This is a genomic window from Staphylococcus sp. FSL W8-0304, assembly GCF_038006565.1.
Lineage (GTDB): Bacteria > Bacillota > Bacilli > Staphylococcales > Staphylococcaceae > Staphylococcus > Staphylococcus epidermidis.
In genome coordinates this window covers 1,977,827-1,992,599 of sequence record NZ_JBBOVL010000001.1, presented here as the reverse complement: position 1 = coordinate 1,992,599, position 14,773 = coordinate 1,977,827, and the positions used below count along the sequence as shown (strand labels likewise).

Genomic DNA, 14,773 nt, shown 5'->3' with positions numbered 1-14,773 from the left:
TGGTATATGAGGGCTTGTTTGTATATATATCAAAATGATGCTTCATTTTTTGCTGTAATTTTACCAAGAACATAACTTACTAAGAAGCCAGTGATCAATAGGAAAAATGATATGATCCATTGGATTAAGTCTTTCGGGAATCCAGGGAAAACTGCATACAACGATCCGATTACAAAGCCTATTATCAAAGCAAATGTCATTGTAGGGTGTTGATGTAGACAATATTGAATTAATCGACTTGAAATCATAAAACCAGTTACAATACCGAAACCTACTATTAATATGATAGGTAATGCATTTAAATTAAAATGAAGTAGTTCAGAAATAGCATACATTAGCGTCCCATATACTCCGAAGACAAGTAACATAAATGATCCAGAAATGCCTGGTAATAACATAGCACTTGAAGCGAAAACACCTGCGATAAAATATTTAATGATAAGACTGAAAGATAAAGTAAGTGTTTCACCTGAATGCTTGTCTCCATGATTAAGCAATGCGAAAACGACTATAATAGCAATACCTAATAATAGAATAAAATAATGTATTATACTGAAATTTTTTTTGAAATTTGAGATGGTTAATAAATAAGGGATGATACCGAGAATCAAACCTGTAAAAAATAACATAGTAGGAATATGATGTTGACTAAGCAAATAATTAAATAATTGACTTAATAGTCCTATAGCTATTAGCATCCCTACTAAAATAGGTAGTAAAAATTTTAAGCTAGGCCAAAATCGTCTTGAAAACAAACCACTAATTGAGCTAATAAAGTCATCATAAATTCCAAGTAATAAAGCGATAGTCCCTCCACTTACACCTGGGACGAGATCACTTGTACCCATACCAAAACCTTTAAATATATTTATCCATTTGAATTTTTTCATAATAATCTCCTTTCATGAAAATTTTAAAGGTTAAAGTGCATAATATCACATTATTTGAACTTCTTGGGATATTTTCTTTTTTGTCTAAAGATTGGCTATTGAGAAAGTGAGCTTTCCATTATCATTTAAAGAATTTCAGAACAATTACATAAAAATAATTATTGTTAAATAATAAATCTAAATAAGTGTTTTAAAAAGTTTATATTAGGGACCAAGTACGTTATAATGAAGTGGATTGAAATTCAATGAGTCTTTTTGACTATAGATTAAAATTATTATAAACTAGTTAAGAAAACTTTATATTTTACGGAGGGAATATAAATGTCATCAACATTAGAGATTAAGGACCTACATGTGTCTATCGAGGATAAAGAAATTTTAAAAGGTGTTAACTTAACAATTAACACTGGTGAAATACACGCAATTATGGGACCTAATGGTACTGGTAAATCAACATTATCGTCAGCAATTATGGGACATCCAAGTTATGAAGTTACACAAGGTGAAGTATTATTAGATGGCGTTAATATTTTAGAGTTAGACGTTGATGAGAGAGCTAAAGCAGGCTTATTTTTAGCTATGCAATATCCATCAGAAATTACAGGGGTAACAAACGCAGATTTTATGCGCTCAGCAATTAATGCGAAACGTGAAGAGGGACAAGAAATTAATTTAATGCAGTTCATCAAGAAATTGGATAAACAAATGGACTTTTTAGATATCGATAAAGATATGGCTCAACGTTATTTAAATGAAGGTTTCTCTGGTGGAGAGAAAAAACGAAATGAGATTTTACAATTAATGATGTTAGAACCGAAATTCGCTATTTTAGATGAAATTGACTCTGGTTTGGATATTGATGCTTTGAAAGTGGTTTCTAAAGGTATTAATCAAATGCGTGGTGAAGAGTTTGGAGCATTAATGATTACGCACTATCAACGACTTTTAAATTATATTACACCAGATAAAGTACATGTGATGTACGGTGGTAAAGTTGTGAAATCTGGAGGTCCAGAATTGGCTAAACGCCTTGAAGAAGAAGGCTATGAATGGGTTAAAGAAGAATTTGGTGCTGCTGAATAGTCATATTCCAAAATTAGCATTGAGATGTTCACATAAAATGATGAAACTGAACATTCGAAGTAAAATTTATTTCATCAAGTAGGAGGAAAAAGTGATGACAACTAAAACTTTGAACATTTCTGAAGAACAACTTGTTGATTATTCTAAAGCGCACAATGAACCTTCTTGGATGACAGAGTTACGTAAAAAAGCGTTGAAATTAACAGAAACTTTAGAAATGCCAAAACCTGATAAAACGAAATTAAGAAAATGGGATTTTGATACGTTTAAACAACACCATACAACAGGAGATGCATACACTCAGTTAACTGATTTACCAAAATCTGTTAAAGAAATCATTGATGTTGAAAACTCAGAAAACTTAATCATTCAACATAATAATGAATTGGCATATACACAAGTATCGGATCAAGCTAAACATGATGGTGTGATTATTGAAGGTCTATCTGAAGCACTAGTCAACCATAGTGATTTAGTTCAAAAGTACTTTATGACTAAAGCAGTAGATGTTGATGAACATCGTTTAACAGCATTGCATACTGCATTAGTAAACGGTGGTATTTTTGTTTATGTACCTAAAAATACTGTTGTAGAACATCCTATACAGTACGTTGTTTTACATGATGATGAACAAGCGAGCTTTTACAATCACGTCATCATTGTTACAGAAGAAAGTGCAGAAGTTACCTATGTAGAGAACTATCTTTCTACTACTAGTGGTGAAGATAACCAACTTAATATTGTGTCAGAGGTTATCGCTGGCGCAAACTCTAACGTCACATATGGTTCAGTTGATTATTTAGATAAAGGATTTACAGGTCATATAATTCGTCGTGGTTCTGCAGATGCAGATGCTTCTATCAATTGGGCACTAGGTTTGATGAATGAAGGTAGCCAAATTATAGATAATACTACAAATCTAAACGGTGATCGTTCAACAAGTGCATTGAAATCAGTTGTTGTTGGCACAGGTGATCAAAAAATAAATTTAACTTCCAAAATTGTTCAATACGGTAAAGAAACAGATGGGTATATATTGAAACATGGTGTTATGAAAGAAAATGCATCTTCTGTATTTAATGGAATTGGCTACATTAAACGTGGTGGTACGAAATCTATTGCGAACCAAGAGTCACGTGTATTGATGTTATCTGAAAATGCTCGTGGTGATGCTAACCCTATTCTTTTAATAGACGAAGATGATGTTGAAGCAGGACATGCAGCCTCAGTTGGTCGTGTCGATCCTGAGCAATTATATTATTTAATGAGCCGTGGTATTTCAAGAGCTGAAGCAGAGCGTCTAGTTATACATGGTTTCTTAGATCCAGTAGTACGTGAATTACCAATTGACGATGTAAAACGTCAACTTAGAGAAGTAATTGAGCGTAAAGTTTCAAAATAAAGTCAAAGATTAATTCAATTGATACCTCCTAGAGGGGAAACTCATATATAGAAAGGTCGTGACTATAATGGCCGAACATTCTTTTGATGTCAAGGCAGTCATTAAAGACTTTCCGATACTTGAGCAAAAGGTAAATAATAAACGTTTAGCATACCTTGATTCAACTGCGACTAGCCAAACACCTGTACAAGTTTTAAATGTACTAGATGATTACTACAAACGCTATAATTCTAATGTCCATCGTGGTGTACACACATTAGGGTCTTTAGCTACAGATGGCTATGAAAATGCAAGAGAAACAGTAAGACGTTTTATCAATGCGAAGTACTTTGAAGAAATTATTTTCACTCGAGGAACAACTGCATCAATAAATATAGTAGCACATAGTTATGGTGACGCTAATATTAGTGAGGGTGACGAAATTGTTGTAACAGAAATGGAACATCATGCTAATATTGTTCCATGGCAACAATTAGCTAAACGTAAAAATGCAACACTAAAATTTATTCCAATGACAAAAGATGGTGAATTGCAATTAGATGATATAAAAGCAACCATCAATGATAAAACTAAAATTGTTGCTATCGCACACGTTTCCAATGTTTTAGGAACAATTAATGATGTTAAAACTATCGCTAAAATTGCACATGAACATGGTGCAGTTATAAGTGTGGATGGTGCGCAATCAGCTCCACACATGGCTTTAGATATGCAAGATATCGATGCTGATTTTTATAGTTTTAGTGGACATAAAATGTTAGGTCCTACTGGCATTGGAGTTTTATATGGAAAAAGAGAATTATTACAAAATATGGAACCCGTTGAATTTGGTGGAGATATGATAGACTTCGTAAGTAAATATGACGCCACTTGGGCTGACCTACCAACTAAATTTGAGGCTGGCACACCACTTATTGCTCAAGCAATAGGTTTAGCAGAAGCTATACATTATATTGAAAATTTAGGTTTTAATGCGATTCATCAGCATGAAAAAGAATTGACAGAATATGCATATGAACAAATGTTAACTATAGATGGTCTTGAAATTTACGGTCCACCAAAAGATAGACGTGCAGGGGTCATTACTTTTAATTTAGCAGATATACATCCACATGATGTAGCTACAGCTGTTGATACAGAAGGTGTTGCAGTTCGTGCAGGCCATCACTGTGCGCAACCTTTGATGAAATGGTTAGGTGTCTCTTCAACAGCACGTGCAAGTTTTTACGTTTATAATACGAAAGAAGATGTAGATCAATTAGTTCAAGCATTGAAACAAACGAAGGAGTTTTTCTCTTATGAATTTTAATAATTTGGATCAATTATATAGATCTGTAATTATGGATCATTACAAAAACCCTAGAAACAAAGGTGTCTTAGACAATGGCTCAATGACTGTTGATATGAATAACCCTACATGTGGTGATCGCATACGTTTGACATTTGATATTGAAGACGGAATCATTAATGATGCTAAGTTTGAAGGAGAAGGATGTTCAATTTCAATGTCTAGTGCATCTATGATGACTGAAGCAGTTAAAGGTCATTCACTTGGTGAAGCAATGCAAATGAGCCAAGAGTTTACTAAAATGATGCTCGGTGAAGACTACGAGATTACAGAAGAAATGGGAGATATTGAGGCGCTTCAAGGTGTCTCACAATTCCCAGCTAGAATTAAATGTGCAACGCTTGCATGGAAAGCATTAGAAAAAGGGACAGTCGAAAAAGAAGGTAAGTCAGAAGGTACAACGGAAGAAGATTAAAACCAATACAATATATTACCTTTTGATGATGTAAATATATTGTTATACTGAATCAACATCCTCGTATGTTTAATTCAGTGATTTAATTACATCGTAAAAGTTTAAATCATAGTGATAGGACATAACAAAGTAGAGTAAACATAAATATAAATGAATTTTTTATACGCATGCCGTTTATTAATTATAAAATCAAGGAGTGATTAAAATGGCAAAACAAGCACCTGATGTTGGGGATTATAAATACGGATTCCATGACGAAGATGTTTCCATTTTTAGATCAGAGCGTGGTTTAACGGAAAATATAGTAACAGAAATCTCTAAAATGAAAGAAGAGCCACAATGGATGTTAGATTTCCGTTTGAAAGCATTAAAACTATTCTATAAAATGCCAATGCCACAATGGGGTGGAGATTTATCTGAATTAGATTTTGATGATATTACGTATTATGTTAAACCTTCTGAACATACTGAACGTTCATGGGATGAAGTGCCTGAAGAAATCAAACGTACTTTTGATAAATTAGGTATTCCAGAAGCTGAGCAGAAATACTTAGCTGGAGTTTCTGCTCAATATGAATCAGAAGTTGTTTATCATAATATGGAGAAAGAATTGGAAGAAAAGGGTATTATTTTCAAAGATACTGATAGTGCATTACGTGAAAATGAAGAGTTATTCAGAGAATATTTTGCGTCTGTAGTACCTGCTGCAGATAATAAATTTGCTGCATTAAATTCAGCAGTATGGTCTGGTGGTTCATTCATTTATGTTCCTAAGAATGTTAAATTAGATACACCACTACAAGCATATTTCCGTATTAACTCTGAGAATATGGGACAATTCGAACGTACATTAATTATTGCTGATGAAGGTGCATCAGTAAACTATGTAGAAGGTTGTACTGCACCTGTATACTCCACAAGTTCACTACATTCGGCAGTTGTTGAAATTATTGTACACAAAGATGCACATGTAAGATATACTACTATCCAAAACTGGGCCAACAACGTATATAATTTAGTAACTAAACGTACCTTTGTACATGAGAACGGTAATATGGAATGGGTAGATGGAAACTTAGGTTCTAAGTTGACGATGAAATATCCAAACTGTGTACTTTTAGGTGAGGGTGCTAAAGGTAGCACGCTATCCATTGCATTTGCTGGTAAAGGCCAAGTTCAAGATGCCGGTGCTAAAATGATTCATAAAGCACCTAATACATCTTCAACTATTGTTTCTAAATCTATCTCCAAAAATGGTGGTAAAGTCATTTATCGTGGTATCGTTCATTTTGGACGTAAAGCTAAGGGTGCACGTTCAAACATCGAATGTGATACATTAATTTTAGATAATGAATCAACTTCAGATACTATCCCTTATAATGAAGTGTTCAATGACAATATTTCATTAGAACATGAAGCTAAAGTTTCTAAAGTATCAGAAGAGCAATTATTCTATCTTATGAGTCGTGGTATTTCTGAAGAAGAAGCGACAGAAATGATTGTTATGGGATTCATTGAGCCGTTCACTAAAGAATTACCAATGGAATACGCAGTAGAAATGAACCGTTTAATTAAGTTTGAAATGGAAGGCTCAATTGGTTAATATTAAATCAACTATAATATGATTAACAACCAACGAATCATTTGTGATTCGCTGGTTGTTTTATTTTTATGTCAAACTCAGTTGGTGACATTGAAAAAATTAAATAGAAGTTAATACCTTATCCACTTATTTCATATTAGTTAATTTAGAAAAGTGAACATAATTCTTTTTACGAGTTCCATAATTTATTTAAGCTTTTTAAACAATATAATTATGATATTTCTTTTAATTTTATGATAAATAGTTGAAAGAAAATGGTTTTACTGATTCGTAAAAACTCTAAAAGAATAATTTTCTTTTCTAATAATACTTTATACTTGCACGAGTAGTTAATTTATGATTGTTGTAGCTCATATTGACTCTAATATCTATTTTTATTGGTTAATAACATCTTATATAAGAGTATCGGTCATGAGTCTATTTTATGAAATTTTTTTAGTATCTCATTTAATATTTCAATTCATTAAATAAAATGGATTCTACTGTAAAAACATTGAAGATATTACAGAAACACTAGCTATTGCAAATAATGAAGTTAATGGTAAAGATTTGAATAAGCATATCAAAATTACTTTGGGTGACTTCAAAGATTTTCAAGCTAAATATGATTTGGATGATGCAAATTTATTGGATATGATTACACCTGTAGCTACTATGGCTTCAAAAAAAGTGAAAGGTATACCGAGTGATTGATCACCAATAGCAGGAAAATCGGTCCTATAAAGCAGTTATACATTGCTTATTCGAAAAATAAACAATTCGTTCAATTGAAAAAAGAATTAGATGGATATAGCGATGCTTTATAGGGTGGTGGTAAAGCTACTACATTCCTGATGACTAAAAAAGATTTTAAGATGAGTAATAAAATTATCAATGCAATGAAAAAGTTAGAAAAGATTATAGATAACCCACATGAAAAATTGACGCCTGACCAATACGAGAGTATGTCAGTAAATATTCAATTATCCAGGGTCAAGTCGTACATATCAATAGTTGTCTTGATAATGTTATTTCTAGAATATATATTTATAACAGTGCCAGAAATTAAATGTAAAGAATTGCAAGGAATAGAAACTATTATCAAAATTGTTATGCTAGTTTCTATTGCTAACTTTATCATCGATTTCATTTTATGGATTAAAAGGAAAAATTTTCTTTAAGAACTATTAAACCACTTTTTATCATTATGTTATTTAACATTTTAATAATAATTACAACATGAATTTCATTTTACAAAATATTTAGCTGATTTTTACTTCTTATATTTTTACAAAGTATTTAAAGTGGAAGTTTTTAGAAGTCTGAACTCTTTACTTTAATAAATGAAATGAATTATCATAGCTAATCGTTTAATTTTTAACAAAAGGAATAGTTAAGTTACTGATATACTTTATGAGAGTAAGCCACGATAAACTATAAAAATGTTTTACATTAGTTCTTTCATATTCGTGCGTTGTGTTAATCCAATATAAATGATAAGTTTGATAACTCATTTCTCGGGAAATAATGTATTAATACGGACTAAATCTTAAGGAGAAATGCATCATGATTATTGCAATTATACTATTAATATTTGTTTCATTTTTCTTTTCAGGTAGTGAGACAGCATTAACAGCCGCGAATCGCACTAAGTTTCAAACTGAAGCTAAAAAGGGTGATCGTAAGGCGCAAGGTTTAACAAAGTTATTAGATAAACCAAGTGAGTTTATCACTGCTATATTAATCGGTAACAATGTAGCGAATATTATTTTACCTACACTCGTGACAATCTTAGCGATTGATATTGGAGTGAACGTGGGAATAGCATCAGCAATTGTAACAATTGTGATTATACTTATTTCTGAAGTGATTCCTAAATCAATTGCTGCAACATTTCCTGATAAAATTTCAAAACTTGTGTATCCTATCATTCATATATGTGTCATTGTACTCAAGCCCATTACAATTTTATTAAACAAGATGACAGATGGTATTAATCATTTACTATCTCGAGGCCAACCTGTTGAAAAAAGATTTTCTAAAGAAGAAATTCGCACATTATTAAATATTGCGGGTAGAGAAGGTGCATTTAATGAGATAGAAAATACTCGACTTCAAAACGTTATGGACTTTGGACAATTGAAGGTTAAGGATGTTGATACTACGCCTCGTATTAATGTTGTAGCTTTTTCAAAGGATGTAACATATGACGAAGCTTATGATACAGTGATGAATAATCCATATACTAGATATCCAGTATATGATGAAGATATAGATGATATCATTGGTGTATTCCACTCAAAATATTTATTAGCTTGGAGTAAACATAAAGAGGACGCAATTACAAATTATGCATCAAGCCCTTTATTTGTAAATGAACATAATAGGGCAGAATGGGTATTGCGTAAAATGACGGTTTCACGAAAACATCTAGCGATTGTATTAGATGAATATGGCGGTACGGATGCTATTGTATCGCACGAAGATTTAATAGAAGAGCTACTTGGTATGGATATTGAGGATGAAATGGATCGTGAAGAAGAAAATAAATTAAAACATCAAAAATTTCCGCAAAGCATGATGCATCGTTAATTTTGTTGTAAAATGATAGTGGCTATGAATGTCAAACAAGTTGCAGGGCAATTAAGATGTTGTATAATTTAGCTGTGATATAAATTGTAAAGGTAGAAAACCTGGGACATGATACAATGTTCCAGGTGTTTTTCTATTTTAGTAGGCAATAATAGAATGAAAAACTCGATAAATATAATTTTTATTAACCTTAGTTTTTATTGCTAAGGTTATACAAGATATTTGAAAGTGGTTGTATCTTCTTCTTACCATAAGAGGTGTTTTTGTTTAACTTTCAGATATGTGTATATTAAAGAATATGTAAATTTAATTTAACTCAAGTGAATCAATGAATTGTAATGTGGTATCATGTTGTTGGTGATAAATATGATAGAAATAGGTCTTACTGGTTGGGGTGACCATGATACATTATATGAGGATTTAGAGCGTAAAACAGATAAGTTAAAAACGTATGCTAGTCACTTCCCGATAGTAGAATTGGATGCTTCGTATTATGCGATACAGCCAGAACGAAATATAATTAAATGGATAAATGAAACGCCGAATAGATTTCAATTCGTCGTTAAAATTCATCAAGCATTAACATTACATGCTGACTATAGAGATTATGCAGAGTCGAGAGATGTATTATTTAAACAGTTTAAAGAAATGATCAATCCGTTAAAAGAGCATAATAAATTGGCGATGGTGCTTGTACAATTCCCACCTTGGTTTGATTGTAACGTTCAAAATATAAATTACATCTTATATGTGAGAAAACAATTAAGTGATATTCCGATGAGCATTGAATTTAGACATCAATCATGGTTCGACAATCAATATAAAGAACAAACTTTATCCTTCTTAACACAACATCAAATCATTCATGCAGTGGTAGATGAACCTCAAATTAAAGAGGGGAGCATTCCTCTAGTAAATAGGATTACTAGTGATATTGCTTTTGTACGTTATCATGGACGTAATCATTATGGTTGGACAAAAAAAGATATGACTGATCAAGAATGGCGAGATGTAAGATATTTATATGATTATAGCGAGGAAGAGTTAGCTGACTTGGCTCGTAAAGTCGAAATACTTAATCAAAAGGCTAAGAAAGTATACGTTATTTTTAATAATAATTCTGGCGGTCATGCAGCTAATAATGCTAAAAAGTATCAAAATATTTTAGACATTGATTATGAAGGTTTAGCACCACAACAATTAAAACTATTTTAAGAGGCGAATGTCATGTTATTAACAATTATTTTATTAATATTAATAGGGGGATTTTCAGCGATTTTAGGATCTATCGTTGGTATTGGTGGTGGAATCATCATCGTCCCCACACTTGTTTATTTAGGCGTAAACCATCATCTTCTACATGGTATTACGACGCAAATTGCAATAGGTACTTCTTCAGTTATTCTGATTGTTACTGGACTATCTTCCTCATTAGGATATTTAAAAACCAAACAAGTAGATATAAAAAACGGCTCGATATTTCTATTTGGGCTACTACCTGGATCTTTGGTTGGTTCTTTTTTAAGTAGATACCTTACACTTGATTCATTTAACTTATACTTTGGCGTGTTTATGATATTTGTGTCGATATTACTGATGATTCGTCACAAAATAAAACCTTTTAAAATTTTTGACAAACCTAAGTATGCGCGTACATATGTTGATGCTGAAGGGAAAACATACCGTTATAGTGTCCCTCCTCTGTTTGCTTTTATAATAACGTTATTTATTGGGATATTAACAGGGCTGTTTGGCATAGGTGGAGGTGCATTGATGACCCCTCTTATGCTCATCGTCTTTAGATTTCCACCACATGTTGCAGTAGGCACAAGTATGATGATGATTTTCTTTTCAAGTGTGATGAGTTCGATAGGGCATATCCTTCAAGGACATGTGGCTTGGGGATATTCCATCATTCTCATTATTTCAAGTGTGATAGGTGCACAAATAGGTGTAAGGGTCAATCGATCTATGAAATCCGACACAGTTGTGATGTTATTGAGAACAGTAATGCTTATCATGGGGGTATATTTAATCATTAAATCTTTTATTTAAAAGTGAAGTAGTTATGCTTTGAGACTTTGTTCTTTAATGCTAAAGTACAATTAAGTATATAAATTTTAAAGAGGGAGATCATGTTATGGAATTAACAATATATCACACGAATGATATTCATAGTCATTTAAATGAATATGCTCGTATTCAAGCTTATATGGCAAAACATAGACCGCAACTTGAACATCCCTCACTCTATATAGATATAGGTGACCATGTTGATTTATCAGCACCTGTGACAGAAGCTACGGTAGGACATAAAAATATAGAACTTTTAAATGAAGCACATTGTGATATTGCAACCATTGGAAATAATGAAGGAATGACAATTTCTCATGATGCTTTACAAAATCTATATAACGATGCGAATTTTAAAGTGATTTGCACGAATGTCATAGATGAAGAGGGACAACTTCCACATCATATTGCCTCTTCGTATATCAAAGAAATAAAAGGAACGCGTATTTTATTTGTTGCAGCAACGGCACCGTTCACACCTTTTTATCGGGCACTGGATTGGATTGTTACGGATCCACTAGCGGCAATCAAAGATGAAATCAATGCACATCAAGGTGAATATGATCTTTTGATGGTTATGAGCCATGTCGGTATCTTTTTTGATGAAAAGTTATGCCAAGAGATTCCGGAAATAGATGTTATCTTTGGTAGTCATACACACCATCATTTTGAACATGGAGAAATAAACAATGGTGTTTTGATGGCAGCTGCAGGAAAATATGGCTATTATTTAGGTGAAGTTAATATCACGATTGAAAATGGAAAAATCGTTGATAAAATCGCCAAAATTCATCCTATTGAAACACTTCCTTTAGTCGAGACACATTTTGAAGAAGAAGGAAGAGCACTTCTAAGTAAACCAGTAGTTAATCATCATGTGAACTTAGTCAAAAGAACAGATGTTATTACAAGAACATCCTATTTACTGGCTGAAAGTGTATATGAGTTTTCAAGGGCTGATTGTGCAATCGTAAATGCTGGACTTATAGTTAATGGCATTGAAGCTGATAAAGTGACGGAATATGATATACATCGCATGTTACCCCATCCAATCAATATTGTAAGGGTTCGATTAACTGGCAAACAATTAAAGCAAGTGATTCAAAAAAGCCAAAAGCAAGAATATATGCATGAACATGCACAAGGTCTTGGTTTTAGAGGGGATATCTTTGGAGGATATATTTTATATAATCTTGGCTTTATTGAGTCAGAAGAGCGTTATTTTATAGGCAATGAAGAGATTAAAAATGATAAACAATATACGTTAGGTACTGTTGATATGTATACTTTTGGAAGATATTTCCCACTGTTAAAGGGATTATCTACAGATTATATTATGCCTGAATTTTTACGTGATATTTTTAAAGAGAAATTACTAAAATTATAAGAGAAACGTATATTGAATTTTAATTTAATGTTAATACCGATATGTTATAATAAACGAAGATATATTAAACAGGAGGGTATGCGTTGTTATGGCGACTAGAAATGAAGAAATTTTACGTAAACCGGATTGGTTAAAGATTAAGCTTAACACAAACGATAATTATACTGGTCTTAAGAAAATGATGCGTGAGAAGAATTTACACACAGTGTGTGAAGAAGCTAAATGTCCGAATATTCACGAATGTTGGGGTGCGCGTCGTACAGCTACATTTATGATTTTAGGGGCAGTATGTACAAGAGCATGTCGATTCTGCGCAGTAAAAACGGGTTTGCCTAATGAATTAGATTTAAATGAACCAGAACGAGTTGCAGAATCAGTAGAATTAATGAATTTAAAACATGTTGTAATTACTGCTGTTGCACGTGATGATTTAAGAGATCAAGGTTCAAATGTGTATGCAGAAACAGTACGCAAAGTAAGAGAAAGAAATCCATTTACAACAATAGAAATTTTACCATCTGACATGGGTGGCGATTATGAAGCCCTTGAAACATTAATGGCTTCTAGACCAGACATTCTTAATCACAACATTGAAACGGTTCGTCGCTTAACACCAAGAGTTCGAGCTCGAGCAACTTACGATAGAACTTTACAATTTTTACGTCGTTCTAAAGAATTACAACCTGATATTCCAACAAAATCAAGTTTGATGGTTGGGTTAGGTGAAACGATGGAAGAAATTTATGAAACGATGGATGATTTACGCGCTAATGATGTTGATATCTTAACTATAGGTCAATATTTACAACCGTCTCGAAAACATTTGAAAGTTGAGAAATATTATACGCCATTAGAATTTGGTAAAATGAGAAAGATTGCAATGGAAAAAGGATTTAAACATTGTCAAGCAGGACCTTTAGTAAGAAGCTCATATCATGCTGATGAGCAAGTGAATGAAGCAGCTAAAGAGAAACAACGCCAAGGTGAAGAACAACTCAATTAAGTAATAATTTTTAAAAACTATTAAAAATAGAGGCATAAGTGCCTCGCTTATCGAGTATCTATAATTTATGTGATACATAAAATTTCATTATATTTTGATAAATGTGTGTATTGAAGATATCGGTAAGTGATTTATGGTATTTTTGATACTTAGTGCCTCTATTTCATTTTTTTGTAAGGTGAAAATATGATTAAAGTCGACCAACAATATTTTGAATTGATAGAAGAATATAGAGAATGTTTTGATGAGGAAATATTTTCAGCTAGGTATTCGGATATATTAGACAAATATGATTATGTCGTAGGTGACTATGGTTACGATCAATTACGCTTAAAAGGATTTTATAAAGATAGTAATAAAAAGGCAGAAATAAGTAAACGATTTTCAAGTATACAAGATTATATACTAGAATATTGTAATTTTGGTTGTCCTTATTTTGTAGTCAGACGATTGTCACCAAATGAATTTATTGAAGAAATAGATGATAAAGAAGATATCATTGATAAATTACATGATGTTAAGATTCAACCTACTATTCAAGACACAGAAAAACATACCCAAGCTATAGATCAATAGAAGTCCACTAAGTTGAGAGCGTCATCTCAATTTAAGTGGACTTTTATAACATAACGCTTCTATTGAATAACCTCATTTAAATATTCAATAATTTCATCCGCTTCTTCCTTTGATACTCCTAATATATGAGAAATGTAACCTTCTTCTTCTATATCATCTGAACCTATAATGCCAAATTGATTAGTCTGCATATTTAAAACTAAAGTTTTACCGTAGTGTCTATCTGTTTGTACAAGCATTAAGTCGTAGCGACTATGCTCACCAACAAAGCCGACGAACTGTACTTGGCTTTGTTCTTCATCATCATATAAATACATATCTATCATATCTCTGACGCTCCTTTACATTGCGAAAACTATTATATTTAAGTATAACGACAAATGATGATGACTGCAAAACTATGGTATGATTAACTTATTAGA

General features: G+C 32.3%; 15 protein-coding genes. 13 read left to right on the top strand and 2 right to left on the bottom strand.

Features of this window, described 5'->3' with window-relative positions; genetic code table 11:
• Positions 1–29 precede the first annotated feature (29 nt).
• The gene (locus NST35_RS09380) at positions 30–890 is read right to left on the bottom strand and encodes a DUF368 domain-containing protein (protein WP_001831939.1); all 861 of its coding nucleotides are present in this window, start codon (positions 888–890) and stop codon (positions 30–32) included.
• A gap of 321 nt (positions 891–1,211) precedes the next feature.
• Here NST35_RS09380 and sufC point away from each other — a divergent pair, with 321 nt between their 5' ends.
• The 13 genes from sufC to NST35_RS09315 all read left to right on the top strand — a co-directional run bounded on the left by sufC (position 1,212) and on the right by NST35_RS09315 (position 14,351).
• Positions 1,212–1,973 carry a Fe-S cluster assembly ATPase SufC gene (gene sufC, locus NST35_RS09375; protein ID WP_001831944.1) on the top strand — a complete coding sequence of 254 codons (762 nt, stop codon included), beginning with the start codon at positions 1,212–1,214 and terminating at the stop codon, positions 1,971–1,973.
• Between the two features lie 94 nt (positions 1,974–2,067).
• Positions 2,068–3,375 carry a Fe-S cluster assembly protein SufD gene (gene sufD, locus NST35_RS09370; RefSeq protein ID WP_002438995.1) on the top strand — a complete coding sequence of 436 codons (1,308 nt, stop codon included), beginning with the start codon at positions 2,068–2,070 and terminating at the stop codon, positions 3,373–3,375.
• A gap of 67 nt (positions 3,376–3,442) precedes the next feature.
• The gene (locus tag NST35_RS09365; protein WP_002438997.1) at positions 3,443–4,684 is read left to right on the top strand and encodes a cysteine desulfurase; all 1,242 of its coding nucleotides are present in this window, start codon (positions 3,443–3,445) and stop codon (positions 4,682–4,684) included.
• Positions 4,674–5,138 carry a Fe-S cluster assembly sulfur transfer protein SufU gene (gene sufU / locus NST35_RS09360; protein WP_001831954.1) on the top strand — a complete coding sequence of 155 codons (465 nt, stop codon included), beginning with the start codon at positions 4,674–4,676 and terminating at the stop codon, positions 5,136–5,138. The genes NST35_RS09365 and sufU overlap by 11 nt, the downstream gene beginning before the upstream one ends.
• Positions 5,139–5,343: 205 nt before the next feature.
• The gene (gene sufB, locus NST35_RS09355) at positions 5,344–6,741 is read left to right on the top strand and encodes a Fe-S cluster assembly protein SufB (protein ID WP_001831980.1); all 1,398 of its coding nucleotides are present in this window, start codon (positions 5,344–5,346) and stop codon (positions 6,739–6,741) included.
• Between the two features lie 549 nt (positions 6,742–7,290).
• Positions 7,291–7,434, top strand: a complete 144-nt coding sequence (locus tag NST35_RS09350; RefSeq protein WP_172952458.1) for a hypothetical protein — start codon at positions 7,291–7,293, stop codon at positions 7,432–7,434.
• 161 nt (positions 7,435–7,595) lie between these two features.
• Positions 7,596–7,901: a hypothetical protein gene (locus NST35_RS09345; protein WP_032594163.1), complete on the top strand. Its 306-nt coding sequence runs from the start codon at positions 7,596–7,598 to the stop codon at positions 7,899–7,901.
• Between the two features lie 385 nt (positions 7,902–8,286).
• Positions 8,287–9,312, top strand: coding sequence for a hemolysin family protein (locus tag NST35_RS09340; RefSeq protein WP_002457208.1), 1,026 nt, complete (start codon positions 8,287–8,289; stop codon positions 9,310–9,312).
• A gap of 366 nt (positions 9,313–9,678) precedes the next feature.
• On the top strand, positions 9,679–10,527 hold the full coding sequence (locus NST35_RS09335) for a DUF72 domain-containing protein (protein ID WP_002446022.1): 849 nt from the start codon (positions 9,679–9,681) through the stop codon (positions 10,525–10,527).
• A 12-nt stretch (positions 10,528–10,539) separates the two neighbouring features.
• A complete protein-coding gene (locus NST35_RS09330; RefSeq protein ID WP_340747302.1) occupies positions 10,540–11,367 on the top strand; it encodes a sulfite exporter TauE/SafE family protein in 828 nt (275 codons plus the stop codon).
• Positions 11,368–11,452: 85 nt separating this feature from the next.
• The gene (locus NST35_RS09325; protein ID WP_002457207.1) at positions 11,453–12,772 is read left to right on the top strand and encodes a bifunctional metallophosphatase/5'-nucleotidase; all 1,320 of its coding nucleotides are present in this window, start codon (positions 11,453–11,455) and stop codon (positions 12,770–12,772) included.
• An 88-nt stretch (positions 12,773–12,860) separates the two neighbouring features.
• On the top strand, positions 12,861–13,775 hold the full coding sequence (gene lipA / locus NST35_RS09320) for a lipoyl synthase (protein WP_001831979.1): 915 nt from the start codon (positions 12,861–12,863) through the stop codon (positions 13,773–13,775).
• A 186-nt stretch (positions 13,776–13,961) separates the two neighbouring features.
• Positions 13,962–14,351, top strand: coding sequence for a YutD family protein (locus tag NST35_RS09315; RefSeq protein WP_001831895.1), 390 nt, complete (start codon positions 13,962–13,964; stop codon positions 14,349–14,351).
• Positions 14,352–14,410: 59 nt separating this feature from the next.
• Here NST35_RS09315 and NST35_RS09310 read toward each other — a convergent pair whose 3' ends face one another.
• Complete coding sequence (locus tag NST35_RS09310) at positions 14,411–14,677, bottom strand: DUF3055 domain-containing protein (RefSeq protein ID WP_002439025.1); 267 nt, start codon at positions 14,675–14,677, stop codon at positions 14,411–14,413.
• Between the last annotated feature and the right edge of the window lie 96 nt (positions 14,678–14,773).